We start from the raw sequence: 17,671 nt of genomic DNA on the forward strand, positions 1-17,671 counted from the left end.
GAAGTGTAAATAAAAAACCTCGGTAGGTACCGAGGTTTTTTATAATCCGATATAAGGAGATGGGTCGACTGCGTTTGTCTTGCCGACATTCCATTCTCCAAGATGAAGTTCGAAGTGTAAATGTTGTCCGTATGATTGGCCCGTGTTCCCCATAAATCCAAGCTGATCGCCTTGTTTTACAGTTTGTCCATTCGATACAGAACGGCTATTCATATGAGCATATACTGTCGTATATGTTTTTCCGTTTATACGGTGAGATAAATACACTACGTTTCCGTAACTAGATGATAATTCTGAGCGAATAACAACGCCATCTGCAGCAGCGATAATTGGAACCGTTCCCGAAGCGGCGATGTCAATTCCTTTATGGTTATCTAAAGAACGTACACCAAATCCGGAAGTTTTTGATCCAGCTGCTGGTTTGATAAAGCCACCGATGTTTGTATCATGTGGTGTTGGAGCTGCTTGAGTTGCTTGAGCAGATTTAGTAGCTTGTTGTTTGCGAGCCTCTTCTGCCTGGCGAGCTTCTTCCGCTTTACGAGCTTCTTCGGCCCGTTTTTCTTCTTCAATTGCTTTTTGCACAGCTTGACGTTGATTTTCTAAAATGCCTTTGGATTCTTCTAATCCTTCAATCTCTGAATCTACTTTTGCTACTTTCGTATGTAGATCGTTAATAAGAGTCTGTTGCTGCTGTTGGTTATTTTGTAATTCTTGTTGTTTTTGTTCTAGTTTTTGCTCAGATTCTTTCAGTTGTTGTTCTTTTTTCTCAACAGCTTCTTTTTCTGTAGTTACAGCATTTTGATCAGATGTTTGTTTTTTTACAATATCTGTATCGTTGTTTAATATTAAACTTACGGAGTACATATTATCAACAAGATCAGCAATGTTTGTAGAGTTTGTTAATACTTCTGTAATGATATTTGTACGCGGTTTTTCTTGCATAGATTGTAATCGTTGTTTAATAACTTCCTGACGTGTATCTATGTTTGTTTGTAATTGTTCTATATGTTTCTTTTTGTCAGTAATTACTTGTTGTGTTTTGCTAATTTCTTTTTTTGTATCGTTTAATTCAGCCTCGTTTTTATTAATAGAAGTAGTTAATTCATCGATTTTTTTCTGTAATTCTTGAATTTCTTTTTCTATTTGTTCTTTCTCGACTGATTTATTTTGTAAGTCACTTTGTTTGCCTTCTAATTCAGATTGAATGTTAGATAATTTATCTTGATTTGTTTCAGCGTATACGGGTGAAAGTAACGGGGAAGCAAAAATCGTTCCTGCTGCTAAAACACTAAACGCTGCAAATTTCTTTTTCATAGTTGTCTGACTCCTTTCCCTATGAATGTTATATATCATAAGAAGAAGAGTGTCTATCGTTGTAATCATAATGTAAAGAAAACTTTATAAAATTGCTAAGTTTTGTCGGAATTTATCATTTTTCAACTTTAATTGTCATAGTACTTACATTTTATTTATGGCTGTAATAAAGGTATATTTTGGGATTTATCTGTAAAATACAGGAGGAAAGTAATAGTTTTTATGGGGTGAAATAGTACTTAGAAAGCTAATAAAACACTAGTAAGGAATCGTTCTCATGTGAGGTTTTCTAACATGGGTTTATTTTTTGTCAAGAAAATTATTTGCATTCGGGGAAAGTTATTTTGTTGTCAGATTTTAAATTTTGATTTATGATTTTTAACAGGGACAAAATGTAGTGAATTGTCGAATAATATGTAATACTCTTAATTTCTTAGTTTTATAGAGATAGAATGAGAGATAGAGTGACACATCGAAGAGGGGGTTACAACAAATATGAAAAGAATAGGACTTGCATGGCAAATATTAATAGGGCTTGCGCTTGGTATTGCGGTTGGGGCGATTTTCTTTGATAATCCAGCTGTTGTGAAGTACTTACAACCAATTGGTGATATTTTCATCCGATTAATTAAAATGATCGTTGTACCGATTGTTGTAGCAAGTATTGTTGTTGGGGTTGCTGGTGTTGGCGATGTTAAAAAACTAGGTCGACTAGGCGGAAAAACAATTCTTTACTTTGAAATTATTACAACAATTGCAATTATTGTTGGTCTATTAATAGCGAATATTTTCCAACCAGGAAAAGGCGTAAATATGGAGCAGTTAACAAAGACAGATATTTCGAAATATACACATACGACAGAGCAAGTACAAAGTCATTCATTTGCAGATACGTTTGTAAATATTGTTCCAACGAACATTATGAAGTCATTGGCTGACGGAGATATGCTTGCTATTATCTTCTTCTCTGTACTATTTGGTTTAGGTGTAGCAGCAATTGGTGAGAGAGGAAGACCAGTTCTTCAATTTTTCCAAGGTGTAGCTGATGCAATGTTTTATGTAACAAACCAAGTTATGAAATTTGCACCATTTGGTGTGTTTGCACTAATTGGTGTTACAGTTTCTACATTTGGTCTTGCTTCATTAATTCCATTAGGGAAATTACTAATTGTCGTATATGGAGCAATGATCTTCTTCGTCGTAGTTGTCTTAGGACTTACAGCGAAAATATTTGGAATTAACATTTTCCAATTCTTTAAGATTTTAAAAGACGAGCTGATCTTAGCGTATTCTACAGCAAGCTCAGAAACAGTTTTACCAAAAATCATGGAGAAAATGGAGAAATTCGGTTGTCCGAAAGCAATTACATCTTTCGTTATTCCGACAGGTTATTCATTTAACTTAGATGGATCAACTTTATATCAAGCAATTGCAGCTATTTTCTTGGCGCAAATGTACGGTATTGATTTATCTATTACACAACAAATTACATTATTACTTGTATTAATGGTTACATCAAAAGGTATCGCAGGTGTACCGGGCGTATCATTCGTTGTATTATTAGCGACACTTGGTACAGTAGGTATTCCACCTGAAGGTTTAGCGTTCATTGCTGGTATTGACCGTATTTTAGATATGGCTCGTACAGCAGTTAACGTTGTAGGAAACTCTTTAGCAGCTGTAGTTATGTCTAAGTGGGAAGGTCAATATGACGCTGAAAAAGGACAAGCTTATTTAAAAGAGATTTCTGAAAAGGGTCAAGCTGCTTGATTATAATATGAACAAGCTCTCACATAATATGTGGGAGCTTTTCTGTATATAGAAGAGGAGTATACATAATGAAACGTAAATATGGTGACGGTTCTTCGTGGAAAAGACTAATAGAAAAGAGTTATAGGCTTAAGCAAGTGGAAGAGGGAATGCTCGGAATACTGGATATAAAAAAGGTGAGAGAGCCTAGTTGTAAAGAATATGATGGTAAAGAAATTTGTATTGCAAGTGATGGGTATATGTGGGTTCAATATTTCATTAATGGAAAGAACTTTGCGATTACAGCTATGTTAGATGATAGGCACAATTTAGTGCAATATTATATTGATGTGACGAAAGAATATGAAATAGACGATCGTGGTTTACCGTATTTTGATGATTTATATTTAGATGTAGTATTATTACCTAGCGGTAAGGTGTATGTATTAGATGAAGAGGAGCTAGAGGATGCTTATAAAAGTGGCGATGTCACGAAGGAAGAGTATGAGTTAGCTTGGTACACTACGAAATGGATATTAGAAGCAATAAAAAATAGTGAATTTTATTGGATTTCAATATTGGAAGAAGAAATCGAAAAGTTAAAATGATTATTGTATTCAAATTTTTGTATAATTACCAAAAAAATCTATACAAAAAATAATTGACTTTTGTTTTGTAAGCGAGTAAAGTTAGGGAAGAAATTATTATTAAAAAATAAATATGAAACCTTCTTATAAAGAGAGGCGGAGGGACTGGCCCTACGATGCCTCGGCAGCGGACTCGATTTCAGAGTGCTGTGCCAAATCCAGCAAGCATGTGCTTGAAAGATGAGAAGAGCGTTTCTTATAGATGTATAAGACCTCTTCTCATCGGAAGAGGTCTTTTGTTATTCATTAGAAAAAGGTTGAAACTAGGGAGAGATGGTACTTTGAAAGAAACGAGAGGAAATGGTTTAGCTTTATTACCACTTGGGATATTTTTGGCGCTATTCATTGGTTCTGGAATTATTACAGGTGATTTCTATAAATTGCCGATACTTGTAGCAATTTCAATTGCTGTAGGAATCGCTTTAGTGATGAATCGTAAAGAAAGTTTTAATGTGAAAGTCGAGCGGTTCGCTAAAGGTGCAGGAAATCCGGATATTATGATTATGGTATTAATTTTTGTGCTTGCAGGTGCATTTTCTGAAACGGCTAAAGGAATGGGCGGAGTAGACTCAACTGTTAATTTAGCGTTAACTATTTTACCGCCAGGATTTATCGTAGCTGGAATCTTTGTTATTGGTGCATTTATTTCATTAGCAATGGGAACTTCAATGGGAACAATTGCAGCATTAGCGCCGATTGCTGTAGGTATTAGTGGTCAAACTGATATCTCAATTGCGCTTGCAATGGCTACTGTTGTTGGGGGAGCGATGTTTGGTGATAATTTATCATTTATTTCAGATACAACAATCGCAGCTGTTCGTTCACAAGGAACAGAAATGAAAGATAAGTTTAAAACGAATTTTTTAATTGTGTTACCAGCGGCTATTATTACAATTGTACTATTAGTAATAGTTACTTCAGGAAGTGACACGCAAATTAAAGCACATAGCTTTGATTGGATAAAGATTTTACCGTACGCAGGAGTACTTATTACAGCGCTACTTGGCTGGAATGTACTTATTGTATTAACTGGTGGAACTGTATTATCTGGTTTTATCGGTCTTATAGATGGAAGTTACACGTTAGAAAGTTTCTTTAAAAGTGTAACGACTGGAATGGGCGGTATGATGGAGTTAGTATTACTTGCTATATTAATTGGCGGTATGGTTGAATTAATCCAATATAATGGTGGTATTCAATATTTAATGAATGTATTAACACGTAATATTCGTTCGAAAAAAGGTGCGGAATTTGGTATTGCTGGTTTAGTAAGTATGACGAATATGTGTACAGCGAATAATACGATTTCGATTATCTTTACAGGCCCGCTTGCAAAAAATATTGCAGATCAATATGAAATAGACCCTCGTAAATCAGCGAGTGTATTAGATCTTTTCTCATGTTGTGTACAAGGATTAATTCCGTACGGTGCCCAAATGTTAACGGCAGCAGGATTTGCAGCGTTATCTCCGGTTGAATTGTTGCCATATGCATTTTATCCAATCTTAGTTGGAGTATGTGGGATTGTTTCTATTTTAATTGGATTTCCAAGATTTTCGAAAGTAGCTGAGAAAAAAGAGTATCATAAAACAGCTTAATTTAATATGAATGTTAGTAATTAAAAAAACGTGCAGAGAATAAACTCTGCACGTTTTTTTGCGTAAAGGGCTGAATATGACTCGGTCTTAAGTCTGAGTTAAAAACGGTTCTTAAGCTCGTTATGGAAAGATGAAAAAATAGTTAAGATAAGAGTATCAAATCGAAGGGAGGCAAGCACAAGATGAAACAATTTCTAGCGTTTATCGCAGCCGGTATTTTGGCTTTAATTGCTCTTGGTAGTCTTGCTGGTATTGTAGGATTCGCAATCGGAGCAGGAGTTGTATATTGGAGCTATAAATCATTTGTGCGAGCTAAGTCATTTTTTGGAAAGTTAGCTTGGGGTATTGTTGGTTTAATCGGTTTATCCATTGCGCTTTCTCATTCACCAGCATTAATCGGTATCGCTGCTTTAGTGGTTTTATACTACGGATACCGTGAGTGGAAAAAAGAAAAAGATGTAGTTGTTGAATCTGCTCCAGAAAGTTCTAAACCATATAGCAACTTTGAAGATGAGTGGAACAAATTAATGAAAAACTAAAACAATAAATCAAATTATAAATAAAGTAGAAGAGAGGAAGATTTATAATGAAACAATCTTTATTCGGACGTGTACGCGATGCAATTTTAGCTGATTTTCATAACGTGTTAGATGAGAAGGAAAGAAAAAATCCAATTGCGATGTTAAACCAATATTTACGTGATAGTGAGCGTGAAATAACAAAAATTGAGAAGTTAATTGAACGTCATAAAACATTAAAATCTAACTTTGCTCGTGAGCTTGAGCAAGCACGTTATTTCGTTAACAAAAGATCAAAGCAAGCTATCATTGCTCAAGAAGCAGGCGAATTACAATTGCACGAACGTGCGTTAGAAGAGGTAGCTTATTATGAAGGGCAAGTAACTCGATTAGAAGAAATGTATGCAGGTGTTGTAGAGCAAATTGATGAGTTAGAGCGTCGTCTTTCTGAAATGAAAAATAAATTAAAAGAAATGCACGCAAAGCGTATGGAACTAATGGCACGTGAAAATATGGCACATGCAAATCGTCGTATGAATACTGCGATGCATAAAATGGATGAAAATAATCCGTTCTTACGATTTGAAGAAATTGAAGATCACATTCGTGACTTAGAAACTCGTATGAATGAAGAGCATGAGCGTGACACATTTGATATGAAAATTGCAAAACTTGAGCGTGAAATGAAAGAAAAGAATGATGTATCGTTAACAAAAGAGTTAACAAAATAATAGTAGTATATTATAAAACAGGCTTATGATATAGTGATAGGAGAAAAGGTGTTGGAAAGCAATGCCTTTTCTTCTATGTATATGTGACAAGAAGGGGGGAGCTGAAATGAAGAAACATTTTTCAAAGACACAATTAATGGGGATGCTCCTCATCATATTTGGATTCGGTCTTTTTCTTGATATGATACTTGGACATTTTGAACCAGGTGGTCTCATTTTTGCATTTATTATGCTTATGTTTGGAAGGCATTATCGTAAAAAGAATCGTTATGTACGGGGAAATGTATTTTTATTTGTTGGTGGTATCGTATTTTTATTCTTCTTATTTTCATCAGCAGCATTTGTTCTTGTCGTATTTGCTTGTTTAGCTTTAATTGGTTATCAATTGATTCAACAAGGGCATCAGCAAAAAGCAATGAAGGTTGAAATTAAAGAAAAAGGGATTATAGACGAAGAGAAGCAAATATATCGTACAGAACCATATTTGAAAAATATGTTTGTAGGCAATGTACGAATGATGGATCATATTTATGAACTTGAGGATATTAATGTTCAATACGGTGCTTGTGATGTGGAAATAGATTTAACTACTGCTATGATTCCAGAAGGGGAAACGATAATTGTTATTCGGGGTGTCGTTGGTAATATTCGTTTATATGTGCCATATGATATTGAACTTTCTTTAAATCATTCTGTTATTGTCGGACGTGTGCTCTTGCCAGGTCATGAAGAGACAGGGTTTAACCGCAATGTTAGATTTAGAACAGAGCAGTATAAAGAGGCTCCTCGTCGTATTAAAATTATTTCTTCGCTTGTCGTAGGCGACACGGAAGTGAGGAAAGTATAATGAAGAAACAAAAAAATATTTCGTGGATGTATATTCGTTATTCTATGTTGTCCTCAGTTAGTATCGCACTCATTTGTACAATTGTATATGTATGGAAAAGCGAGCAACAAGTGTATGATTTATTATGGAAGGAATCCATCGCTTCTGTTCCAATTGGCTTGTTTATTATGACTACAAGTTTACTTATCGGGGGAATTGTAGGATATGCAATCGGTTACTATATAGAGCAGCGTATACAAGGATTAAATACGTTTCTATTTGAAGTAGAGCGAGGGAATTTTCCGAGCGATGTTTCGTTTACTGCAGATGATGAATTTCATGAAGTGGAACGAAAAGTAATCGTTTTGGCTCGTCGATTAGAGGAGCAAGCTGGACTCTTTCAAAAAGTAACGAATGAACGAGCTCATTGGAATGAAGAGATGAGACAAGAAGCGATTTCTCAAGAAAGGCATCGTTTAGCAAGGGAGTTGCATGATTCAGTAAGTCAGCAGCTTTTCGCAATGTCGATGATGATGTCAGCGATTAATGAACAAATAACTGAATTTCCAGATGTGACAAAAAAACAATTACAACTTGTTGAAAATATGGTTGTAAATGCTCAATCAGAAATGAGAGCATTGCTCCTTCATTTACGTCCTGTACAATTGGAAGGTAAGAAACTGACAGAAGGTATAGAGGAATTATTAACGGAATTATCGCGAAAACAACATATGAAAATTGAATGGCTTATTGAGCCAATAGAATTAAAAAAAGGTGTAGAAGATCATTTATTCCGTATTGTGCAAGAAGCGCTATCAAATACGTTGCGACACGCAAAGGCAAAGAAAACAGAAGTGCGCCTTCGAAAAATTGATCAATATGCGATTTTAAAAATTATTGATGACGGCGTTGGGTTTGAAGTAGGCGTTAATAAGGCAGGTTCATATGGCCTAAGATCGATGCAAGAGCGTGTTCATGAAATTGGTGGGACACTCAAGGTGCTTAGTTTCCCGGCCAAAGGTACACAAATAGAAGTAAAAGTACCGATTATGATTGAGAGAGGGGGAGAAGTATGATAAAAGTATTGCTTGTCGATGATCATGAAATGGTTCGTATGGGTGTATCGGCATATTTATCTACACAGCCAGATATTGAAGTAGTAGGGGAAGCTGAGAATGGACGAAAAGGATCAGAATTAGCATTGCAATTAAGACCGGATATTATTTTAATGGACCTTGTTATGGATGAGATGGATGGTGTTGAAGCAACACGTGCTATTATTCAAGAATGGCCAGAAGCAAAAATTGTAGTTGTAACAAGCTTTTTAGATGACGAAAAATTGTACCCTGTTATTGAGGCTGGTGCGACCAGTTACTTATTAAAAACATCAAGAGCAAGTGATATTGCTGATGCTGTACGAGCTACTTATGATGGAGAAACAGTATTAGAGCCGAAAGTTACCGGGAAAATGATGTCCCGTATGCGTCAAAAGAAAGAGCAACCTTTGCATGATGACTTAACGGAAAGAGAGTTTGAGATTTTGTTATTAATTGCAGAGGGAAAAAGTAATCAAGAGATTGCGGACGAGTTATTTATTGCACTGAAAACGGTAAAGACACATGTGAGTAACATATTAAATAAATTGAATGTAAGTGATCGTACTCAGGCAGTTATTTATGCATTTAGGCATCAATTAACGAAGTGATAAAGTGAAGCTTTAATTGGCGGGGAATTCCTCGCTGATTATTGGCTCGCTACAATATAGATTTGGCGTTAAAACCATCGAATGTTTTTATTGACGATAAACAATGTAAGCGTTATCATTAAAGTGTTAACAGTACATATAAAGGGGAGAATGTATATGTTAGTTCAAACTATATTCGGAATGGATAAGTCTAAAAAATTAGGGGAGTATGTGAACGCATTACAAGCACTTTGTGAACAATATAATGTTGAAACAGATAAAATTGCGATTATTGAGGCAACAGAGGAATACTATTTATTTTTAGTAAAGCAAGAAGAGCGCTATGATGTTGTCAAGGTAGAAACAGTTGATACAAATATTGAATATTATACGAAAGCTTATAAAATAAGCAGTTTTAATCATACTGCTTATCAAATGTAAAAAAACTCCCTTTTGGGAGTTTTTTTAGGAGGCTTTTACTTCGTTAGATTCGATTAGTAATGGAACTTTTTTCGTACCGCTTAACTTAGCGATTGTAAGGCCAAGAAGAGCTCCTGCTAATGCTGGTATTAGCCAACCGATTCCTTCATTATATAAAGGGATAAATTCAAAATATGGTGTGATGAATGAAACTGAAATACCACCTTGTTTTAATCCATCAAATACGCTCACTACAGCTGCTCCGATTAAAGCACCTACATAAACAGAGCGATATCCACCGAAGTATTTATGAAGTAATGATAGTAGTACGAGTACAATCGCAATTGGATACACAACAAGTAGAATTGGAACAGAGATTGCGATAATTTTTGTTAAACCTAAGTTGGCAACTAATAATCCTAATGCGCAAATGATACTCGCGAATGTTTTGTATGAAAATGTAGTCAATAATGTTGAAAAATATTGGCTGCACGCAGATACGAGTCCAACGCATGTCGTTAAACAAGCGAGTGTAACGATAAGAGATAATAGGAGCAAACCGTACGGACCGAATAATTGTTGTACGATAACAGTAAGTAGCTGTCCGCCATTTTTTGCATATCCGAGAGAGACACTAGTTGCCCCAAGCCAGCCTAGTGCACCATATACAAGTACGAGTCCTGTAGCGGCAATAAGCCCTGCTTTTGCTGTGGCGATGGCAATGGACTTACGATCATTCACACCTTTAGAACGAATTGCATTTACAACGATAATTCCGAATGCAAGTGCTGAAATAGTGTCCATTGTTAAGTAGCCTTCCATAAAGCCTTTGAAGATTGGAGAAGTTTGATACTCTTGCATTGCTGGTCCTGATTGCCCAAGTGGTGTAAATACACTTTTAACAAACAATAAGAAAATAGAGAGTAATAAAATAGGTGTTAATACATTTCCAATACGATCAACAAGTTTAGATGGATTCAAACTCAGCCAAAATACGATAGTAAAGAAGATGATTGTATATACAAATAGCACTAGGCTGCTAGAGCGGATTGTTTCTGGTAAGAAAGAACTAACACCCATTTCATAAGCGACATTTGCAACACGTGGGATGCCCATAGATGGACCGATAGCAATGTATACAATTACTGTAAAGAAAATTCCGAATAATGGATGAACATGACTTGCAAGTTGCTGCATCCCATTTCCAGATAGAGAAATTGCGATAACAGTTAGTAGTGGTAAGCCAACTCCTGTTAGTAAAAATCCAATCATTGCTGGCCAAAAGTTTTCACCTGCATTTTGGCCAAGCATGGGAGGGAAAATTAAATTACCTGCCCCAAAAAATAAAGAAAATAGCATAAGACCCGTGAAAAAAATATGTTTTTTTGATACAGTGTTCATTGTTTTTCCTCCTTTTTTAAATTCATTTGTAAGAACACAAAAAACTCGTCCCTAAAGAAAGGGACGAGTTATATTTACCCGCGATACCACCCTAATTTACACATGTAGAAATAAATCTATATGTATACGGCTTTGCAACGTACAACATGATACGTGTTCCTTGTAACGGGGGACGGCCGGTAAGAACTTACTGTAACATTCGGTTCTACTTCTCGGAGATGATTTTCGGTTACGCACTGAACGTTGGCTTTCAGCAAATCGCCAACTCTCTGGGGAACAGTTCTATAACGTACTCGTTCTCGTCAATGAATTTTTATTCAAGTATTCTGACAGTATTGTTGCATGTTTTTTTTAGAAAGTCAATATGTTTTTTTGAAAGATATATTTATATACGGAAATATCGAAAGTAATATTCGTTGTTGCAAAAGGAATAATGAATTGTAAAATGGGAGTAAAAATTTGTGGAGAATTGTAAAATTTATAGAGAAAGTTGATATTTATAGGAGTAAAGAAGGGATTATTTGAATTTACAGAGAATATTACAACAATCCACTTGCTGGAAAGAACAAACCAAAAGAGGTGACTGAAATGCTTGCGATGGGAGTATTATTTGGCATTATTGCTATAATTGGTTTTATGTGGTTATATTATTCGCGTTCGTTTAAACAAGCAGAAGTTTTACTCTTTCAAAAAGGTAGTTTGTTGACAAATCAGTCTAGATATTTAGTATGTCCGAAGTGTGGAAGTGCACAGGCCAGAAGTGGAGGATATCAAGAGTGTTGCAAAATTAGATTATGAAAGAAAGGAAGCCTCACATTATTTTGTGAGGCTTCCTTCCTTACAACTTCATGGCGCTCCAAATTGTCCATCGATCTCTTTCAATAATAGGAGAGACGTTTTGTAATGCGGTCTGTATATGTTGTAGAAGTTGAGAAAGTTCATCATCTGTTAACTCATATAGAATGGATCGACCTGTTCGAGGAGATAAATCTTGTAGCAATGCTTCTACAGAATCATGTATTTTTCGTACTTCCCATTGTGTTTGTGTGGGAAGCACGTGAAGAGAATGTTTTTGTAATTCTTTCTGTATCGTGTTGGTTTTTGGGCGTCTTTTTGACTCTATTTCAATGAGTTTTGGAAATATAGAGAAAAAATATCCACGAATGTGTTCGGGACTTCCTGGAACTGTACAATCTTCAATCGTTCGATCTTGTAAAATAAGTACACCGTTTTTATTTAATATACGAGAAGCTTCACATAAAAATGTAGGAATGTCTTGTAAATGATGAATAACTGCACGAGAAATAACTATGTCGAATGTTTCATTAGGGTATGGGATATTATGTGCATCACCGTGGATGAAAGAAATATTTGGAATGTTGCCGCAATTTTCTTTTGCAGCTTGTAATATTTCTTTTGAAAAATCAAGTCCCACAACATTTTTGGCTCCCATAAGAGCAAGTTCTTTCGTATAAATCCCGCCACCGCAGCCAATATCAATTATTTGCTTGTTTTGTATGTCTGTAATGTTTTTTACCATTTCAGCCCAAGAAATATGAGCGTTTCTTGTTGCGTATGTGTATTTATTATTTGGATCATGAAAATTAATGGACATGATAAAGACCTCCTTTCAATGATTAGTATAACTTATTTAATAGGATGTCACGTTTTTGTTTTATGTATGAAGATTATAAGAATTTCTTATCGTAAAAGGAGGATTAATTTGAAAGGGAAATATGTATTGTTGTTATTTGTTATGTTACTAGCAGCTTGTGGTCAAGCTGAGCAAAAAAAAGAAACAAAAAAAGTAGAAGAGACGGTGAATGAAGTGAAAGAAACAATAGAGGTAACCGTTATACAAAAAAAACATAAAGAGAAAAAGTTGCAGGAATCAGAAGCGAAGTTAGTAATAGACATTTTGGATAAAGCTGAGAAACAAGAAATAACCGGAAGCTTCGGTGAACCTGAATATGAAATACAAATTAGTAGAGATGGGAAAAAAGAAACTTATTATGCATGGTTAAGGGGAGAAGATAGACGAGGATGGGTGCAATATAAGAAAGCTATGTATATGTTGAATGAAAAAGATACGGAAAAGCTTTTGGCTATATTTCCAAATGTTTCAGAACAAAAAGAAGATGAGATGCAGGTAGGTCCTTTAACGGAAGTAACAAAAAAAGATTTGCAGATTACTACGTTTCATATTAAAGCGGGCGATCAAAACGTGAATTATATGGTACGGTATACGATTTCACAATCACTATACAACAAGTTAGTGAAGGAACGAGAGTATTATTTGCAACTCACTTTCCCAGAAAAAGTTCAAAAATTAATTGGAGCAAAAGAGAGTGAAATGATTTTAGGTGAAAAAGTAAAGGAAGGGTATAAGCAATATGAATTGCAGGCTACTGTTCCGATAAAAGGTGCTTCAGAATCACAATTAAAATCATTAGAAACATATTACGAAAAGTATGATTTGAAAATATTAAACAGTGAAAAAGAAAAAATAGGCGTGTTTCAAAATATAATTCAAATCGTTAAAGAGTATGGTGAAAAAATGAATTTTCAAAGATAAAGTGAGACTTTAATCGGCAGAGGATGCTCATTTTTCGTTGATTAATAGTCTTTGCCAATTCGGCGTTGATTCCCGCTTAACTTCTTTGTTCCAACTGAATTTTGAGATAAGATCCTTATTGGCTGTAACTGAATTGAAATTCTATATAGCCTTTCCTAGGAAATGATAATAGAGAGGGGAGAAGAACACCCTCTCTATTATTTTGCTTTTGCAGATGGCTCATTCATTGATTTTCGTGTAATAAGAAATGAAATCATAAGAGCGGAAAGAATGATAAGAGTGATAAGTAAGTGATTTGGCAACCAATCTAATAATAATACATAGCTCACTGTATAAAAAATAAGAGTTGAAGCTAAAAATGATAAAACACTTATTATGAGAGATTGTAAATTCATTCGTATATACCTCCTTTATTTATATTTTTGGCTAAAAATGGATTAAATAAACATTATTTCTAACAATAGAAAAAAATATGTCATAATAGAGAAAAGAACAAGCTTTGATGAATGAATAGGATTCATTAATGAGAGATAAAGGAGAGGAATATGAAAAATAATAAAAAAGGATTATGGGGAATTATTGTTGCGATAGGTCTATTTTTACTGTCTAAGTTAAAGTGGGTATTTGCAATTTTTAAATTAGCAAAGTTTTCAACGGTATTTAGTATGTTTCTATCGCTTGGCGCATACGCAGTTCTATATGGTTGGAAATTTGGAGTGGCGCTCATTTATTTGTTGTTTGTTCATGAAATGGGCCATTTATGGGCTGCGAAAAGAAAGGGGATCCCAACATCGCCAGCAATCTTTATTCCGTTTATGGGGGCCCTTATTGGAATGAAAGAGATGCCGAAAAATGCGAAAGATGAAGCTTACATCGCCTATATGGGGCCGCTTTTCGGACTTCTTTCATTTTTACCCGCGATTCCACTTTATATAATGACGCAAGAGCCGTTTTGGGCGCTTGTTATTTTGCTTGGAAGTATGATTAATTTCTTTAATTTAATTCCTGTTTCGCCGCTAGATGGTGGGCGAATTATTTCAGTTGTCAGTACTAAAATTTGGGGAGCAGGCCTTATTTTATTACTTGGCTATTCAATTTACTTTAAAAGTATTTTGGGAGGATTTATTGTTATTATCGGTTGTATGGAATTATACAGAGTGATAAAGAGAGATGAGCCGATTAAGGAATTAGGGCATAAAATTGATGGAATGAAAGAATATGTTGCTAGGCTTGAAGAGGAATTAAAAGAAACTGGAGCTGTACATCGGACTATATACATGATGCATCATGAGATGAATGCATTAAGACAAAGAGAACGGGAAAAAGAGTTACAAATAGGTGAACTTCAAAAAATGGAAGTGTTAGAGTATCTTTTACCGAAGTTTGAACCGTTAGATTATGTTCCATATGAAGATGAAAAAGATGAGTATACTATTCACATAAGAGAAGTATTTGAAGCGTCAGAAAGAAAATTAAATGAATGGAAAACAGAAAAGGAACAACAAGAAAACTATTATAAAGTGGATACGAAAACGAAATGGACAGTATTTGCTTGTTATATCGGATTAATAGCTATACTTGGTTATACAGCTTATGAAGGTTATATTGTTTTACAGGAGCATTTGCCAAGACGAAATGTGTAGAAAAATATTGTCGAAATGATAGGAAGAATTAATACAGGAATTATATTTCTACGAGAGAATGTTACAAGTATAGTCATACATTGTAATATCTTTAGTAGAGAAGGAGTTCTGTATATGAAGAAATTGTTAAGTGTATTCGGGATTATTATCGTAATGATCATTGCGAGTTATAGTCTTATGAAAGTGCTGTTACATTATGCGAATAAGCCTGCTGAGGTAAATACAATAGCTCAAGTAGAAGATGTGCAAGAAGAGACAAACGTGCTAGATTTTATTCGAATGACACATGAAAGCTATAATAATTTCTTAAATTACGGTAAAGCAGAGAATTATACAGACGGGGATTGGAAGCAATTTAAGCAATGGTTTCAACAACAAGAACCATCTTTAAAAAATATACATACGGAAATAAAGAATGAAAAAATAAAACGCGATGTAAATAGAAGCTATGAAATTGTAAAAAAAGGTGTGGAACTTCAAAATATTGAGTATGTAGTGTATGCCCACCGTGTATATCATGACTTGGATATTATCGTAAATAAATATAGAGGTGAAACGAATATCTGGGGGTATACGGAGTTTGGCGATGGGAAAGATAGAAAGGTAATTGAACAAGCTATACAAACAAAATAATAAGCTAGCTAGAATTCTAGTTAGCTTATTTTCTTTTGTAAATGCAATGTTCATATATTATTCACAAAAACAACGTGTTAATAGTGATTAAAATCACAATCTGCATTATAAGATTCAGTTAAACTAAAAACAGTTAAGGAAATAGAGGAGTGGGATACAATGTTAAGTGCAAAAACAATTGAAATCGTAAAGTCAACAGTACCATTATTACAAGAAAAAGGCGTTGAAATTACAACGAGATTTTATCAAATTTTATTTTCAGAACATCCGGAGTTATTGAATATTTTTAACCATACGAATCAAAAAAAGGGAAGACAACAACAAGCGTTAGCGAATGCTGTTTATGCAGCTGCAACGTACATTGATAATTTAGAAGCAATTATTCCGGTTGTAAAACAAATTGGTCATAAGCATAGAAGTTTAGGTATTAAAGCTGAGCATTATCCGATTGTAGGTACATGTTTACTACGTGCCATTAAAGAGGTCGCAGGTGCACCTGATGAAGTTTTAAATGCATGGGGAGAAGCATATGGTGTCATTGCTGATGCATTTATTAGCATTGAAGCAGAGATGTATGAAGAAGCTGCACATAAAGAAGGTGGATGGAAAGACTTCCGCAACTTTGTGATTGTTAAAAAAGTGAAGGAAAGCGATGTTATTACGTCATTTTATTTGAAACCTGAAGATGGAGGGAAAGTTTCTTCATTCATCCCAGGTCAATATGTAACGGTTCAAATCAATATTGAAGGTGAGACATATACACATAATCGTCAATATAGTTTATCTGATGCACCTGGGAAAGAATATTATCGTATTAGTGTAAAGAAAGAAAAAGGTGTAGATACACCAGACGGTAAAGTATCTAATTACTTACATGAACATGTAAAAGAAGGAGATGTTTTACCAGTAAGTGCACCAGCGGGAGATTTCGTGTTAAATATGGATTCAACGTTACCAGTTGTACTAATTAGTGGTGGAGTAGGGATTACACCGATGATGAGTATGTTAAATACGTTAATTGAACAAGATTCAAAACGTAATGTATATTTTGTTCATGCAGCAATAAATAGTAATACACATGCAATGAAAGAACACGTTAAGGCAGTAGAAAATGAATATGAACAAGTTAAAGCATATACTTGTTATTCTGCACCGACTGAAAAAGATTTAGAAATGAAGAACTTTGATAAAGAAGGTTTCGTTGAAAGCGAATGGTTAAAAACTATTATTCCGACAACTGAAGCAGAATTTTATTTTTGTGGTCCAGTAGCATTTATGAAGCATATAAATGCTGCACTAACTGATTTAGGTGTGAAACAAGAGCATATTCATTATGAATTTTTCGGCCCAGCAACAAGCTTACAATAAGACGAATGAGAATAAACAAAAAAACGAGGTATTTATTTTACCTCGTTTTTTATTTGTTCTCGTAATAAACGGTTAACTGTTTCACGGCGTATGCCTATCAGTTGACCAATTTCAGTTTGTGTTAATATTTCATATATAGGAATGTCACCTAAATATAATGTGAACCATTCTTGTAAACGATGAAGACGTTCTTTCGGAGAGACGGTTGTCAATTGATCAATTCGTTGTTGCATCATTCTTAATTTAGATTGCAATTGCATAGCGATGTTGGCATATGATTCGGGATTTGCTTGAAGTCTCTCATACCATTCACTACTAGTGATCGGTTCAACTTCTGTTTTTATTAAAGCGATAGCTGTACCGTGATATTCTTTCGGTGAAATCAAAGAATGATGAGGTATTGTTTCACCTGGAACGATAATGTTGAATAAAAATGGTGTTCCGTCTTCCTCTAGCCGAACTACTTTTAATAAGCCTGTTTTTATAAAGTATAAAGGACCGTCCTCGCCTTGACGGAATAGTACATCTCCTTTGTGTAGAATCAATGTTAGCCCCCCATTAATA

Annotated in this window: 19 protein-coding genes, 1 riboswitch and 1 other annotated feature; of the genes, 14 read left to right on the forward strand and 5 right to left on the reverse strand. The window is 34.8% G+C overall.

Going from position 1 to position 17,671, the window contains the following annotated elements; translation table 11 throughout:
* Nucleotides 1-39 precede the first annotated feature (39 nt).
* A complete protein-coding gene (locus tag AC1Q8M_RS03470) occupies nt 40-1,314 on the reverse strand; it encodes a murein hydrolase activator EnvC family protein (protein WP_000726083.1) in 1,275 nt (424 codons plus the stop codon).
* A 495-nt stretch (nt 1,315-1,809) separates the two neighbouring features.
* Between AC1Q8M_RS03470 and gltP the strand changes: the two genes are divergently transcribed.
* From gltP to AC1Q8M_RS03515, 9 genes are all read left to right on the forward strand, one after another.
* The gene (gene gltP / locus AC1Q8M_RS03475) at nt 1,810-3,084 is read left to right on the forward strand and encodes a glutamate/aspartate:proton symporter GltP (RefSeq protein WP_000821130.1); all 1,275 of its coding nucleotides are present in this window, start codon (nt 1,810-1,812) and stop codon (nt 3,082-3,084) included.
* 68 nt (nt 3,085-3,152) lie between these two features.
* Entirely contained in the window at nt 3,153-3,671 is a 519-nt protein-coding gene (locus tag AC1Q8M_RS03480; protein ID WP_000824653.1) for a ribonuclease FAU-1 family protein, read from the forward strand.
* 120 nt (nt 3,672-3,791) lie between these two features.
* Nucleotides 3,792-3,897: riboswitch (SAM riboswitch) on the forward strand.
* 94 nt (nt 3,898-3,991) lie between these two features.
* Nucleotides 3,992-5,308, forward strand: a complete 1,317-nt coding sequence (locus AC1Q8M_RS03485; protein ID WP_072939638.1) for a Na+/H+ antiporter NhaC family protein — start codon at nt 3,992-3,994, stop codon at nt 5,306-5,308.
* Nucleotides 5,309-5,490: 182 nt separating this feature from the next.
* Complete coding sequence (locus AC1Q8M_RS03490) at nt 5,491-5,847, forward strand: lmo0954 family membrane protein (RefSeq protein ID WP_000808640.1); 357 nt, start codon at nt 5,491-5,493, stop codon at nt 5,845-5,847.
* Between the two features lie 47 nt (nt 5,848-5,894).
* Entirely contained in the window at nt 5,895-6,557 is a 663-nt protein-coding gene (locus AC1Q8M_RS03495; RefSeq protein ID WP_000814127.1) for a PspA/IM30 family protein, read from the forward strand.
* A gap of 106 nt (nt 6,558-6,663) precedes the next feature.
* Nucleotides 6,664-7,404, forward strand: coding sequence for a cell wall-active antibiotics response protein LiaF (gene liaF / locus AC1Q8M_RS03500; RefSeq protein ID WP_016513098.1), 741 nt, complete (start codon nt 6,664-6,666; stop codon nt 7,402-7,404).
* Nucleotides 7,404-8,459 (forward strand): sensor histidine kinase, encoded by a 1,056-nt coding sequence (locus tag AC1Q8M_RS03505; RefSeq protein ID WP_000744326.1) that lies wholly within the window; start codon nt 7,404-7,406, stop codon nt 8,457-8,459. Before liaF ends, AC1Q8M_RS03505 begins: the two co-directional genes overlap by 1 nt.
* Entirely contained in the window at nt 8,456-9,088 is a 633-nt protein-coding gene (locus AC1Q8M_RS03510) for a response regulator (protein ID WP_000598707.1), read from the forward strand. Before AC1Q8M_RS03505 ends, AC1Q8M_RS03510 begins: the two co-directional genes overlap by 4 nt.
* Nucleotides 9,089-9,169: 81 nt before the next feature.
* Nucleotides 9,170-9,508, forward strand: a complete 339-nt coding sequence (locus tag AC1Q8M_RS03515) for a DUF3922 domain-containing protein (protein WP_072939635.1) — start codon at nt 9,170-9,172, stop codon at nt 9,506-9,508.
* Between the two features lie 24 nt (nt 9,509-9,532).
* Here AC1Q8M_RS03515 and brnQ3 read toward each other — a convergent pair whose 3' ends face one another.
* On the reverse strand, nt 9,533-10,888 hold the full coding sequence (gene brnQ3, locus AC1Q8M_RS03520; RefSeq protein ID WP_001099141.1) for a branched-chain amino acid transport system II carrier protein BrnQ3: 1,356 nt from the start codon (nt 10,886-10,888) through the stop codon (nt 9,533-9,535).
* A 56-nt stretch (nt 10,889-10,944) separates the two neighbouring features.
* Nucleotides 10,945-11,203 (reverse strand) — a binding site (T-box leader).
* A gap of 273 nt (nt 11,204-11,476) precedes the next feature.
* On the opposite strand from brnQ3, the gene AC1Q8M_RS03525 reads away from it, so the two are divergent.
* The gene (locus AC1Q8M_RS03525) at nt 11,477-11,686 is read left to right on the forward strand and encodes a hypothetical protein (protein ID WP_000880630.1); all 210 of its coding nucleotides are present in this window, start codon (nt 11,477-11,479) and stop codon (nt 11,684-11,686) included.
* Nucleotides 11,687-11,726: 40 nt separating this feature from the next.
* Here the strand turns inward: AC1Q8M_RS03525 and AC1Q8M_RS03530 are convergent, their stop codons facing one another.
* A complete protein-coding gene (locus tag AC1Q8M_RS03530) occupies nt 11,727-12,503 on the reverse strand; it encodes a class I SAM-dependent methyltransferase (protein ID WP_000026288.1) in 777 nt (258 codons plus the stop codon).
* Nucleotides 12,504-12,611: 108 nt separating this feature from the next.
* On the opposite strand from AC1Q8M_RS03530, the gene AC1Q8M_RS03535 reads away from it, so the two are divergent.
* A complete protein-coding gene (locus AC1Q8M_RS03535) occupies nt 12,612-13,463 on the forward strand; it encodes a YhfM domain-containing protein (RefSeq protein WP_000677053.1) in 852 nt (283 codons plus the stop codon).
* Nucleotides 13,464-13,660: 197 nt separating this feature from the next.
* On the opposite strand, the gene AC1Q8M_RS03540 is transcribed toward AC1Q8M_RS03535, so the two are convergent.
* The gene (locus tag AC1Q8M_RS03540) at nt 13,661-13,858 is read right to left on the reverse strand and encodes a hypothetical protein (RefSeq protein ID WP_001053359.1); all 198 of its coding nucleotides are present in this window, start codon (nt 13,856-13,858) and stop codon (nt 13,661-13,663) included.
* Between the two features lie 150 nt (nt 13,859-14,008).
* On the opposite strand from AC1Q8M_RS03540, the gene AC1Q8M_RS03545 reads away from it, so the two are divergent.
* The 3 genes from AC1Q8M_RS03545 (at nt 14,009) to hmpA (ending at nt 17,107) form a co-directional block, all read left to right on the forward strand.
* Entirely contained in the window at nt 14,009-15,106 is a 1,098-nt protein-coding gene (locus tag AC1Q8M_RS03545; protein ID WP_000794493.1) for a site-2 protease family protein, read from the forward strand.
* Between the two features lie 114 nt (nt 15,107-15,220).
* Entirely contained in the window at nt 15,221-15,739 is a 519-nt protein-coding gene (locus AC1Q8M_RS03550; RefSeq protein WP_000735528.1) for a hypothetical protein, read from the forward strand.
* Between the two features lie 159 nt (nt 15,740-15,898).
* Nucleotides 15,899-17,107 carry an NO-inducible flavohemoprotein gene (gene hmpA, locus AC1Q8M_RS03555; protein ID WP_000947339.1) on the forward strand — a complete coding sequence of 403 codons (1,209 nt, stop codon included), beginning with the start codon at nt 15,899-15,901 and terminating at the stop codon, nt 17,105-17,107.
* A 32-nt stretch (nt 17,108-17,139) separates the two neighbouring features.
* Here the strand turns inward: hmpA and AC1Q8M_RS03560 are convergent, their stop codons facing one another.
* A complete protein-coding gene (locus AC1Q8M_RS03560; RefSeq protein WP_000600585.1) occupies nt 17,140-17,652 on the reverse strand; it encodes a Crp/Fnr family transcriptional regulator in 513 nt (170 codons plus the stop codon).
* Between the last annotated feature and the right edge of the window lie 19 nt (nt 17,653-17,671).

Source organism: Bacillus sp. GW823-FHT06A10, assembly GCF_058795375.1.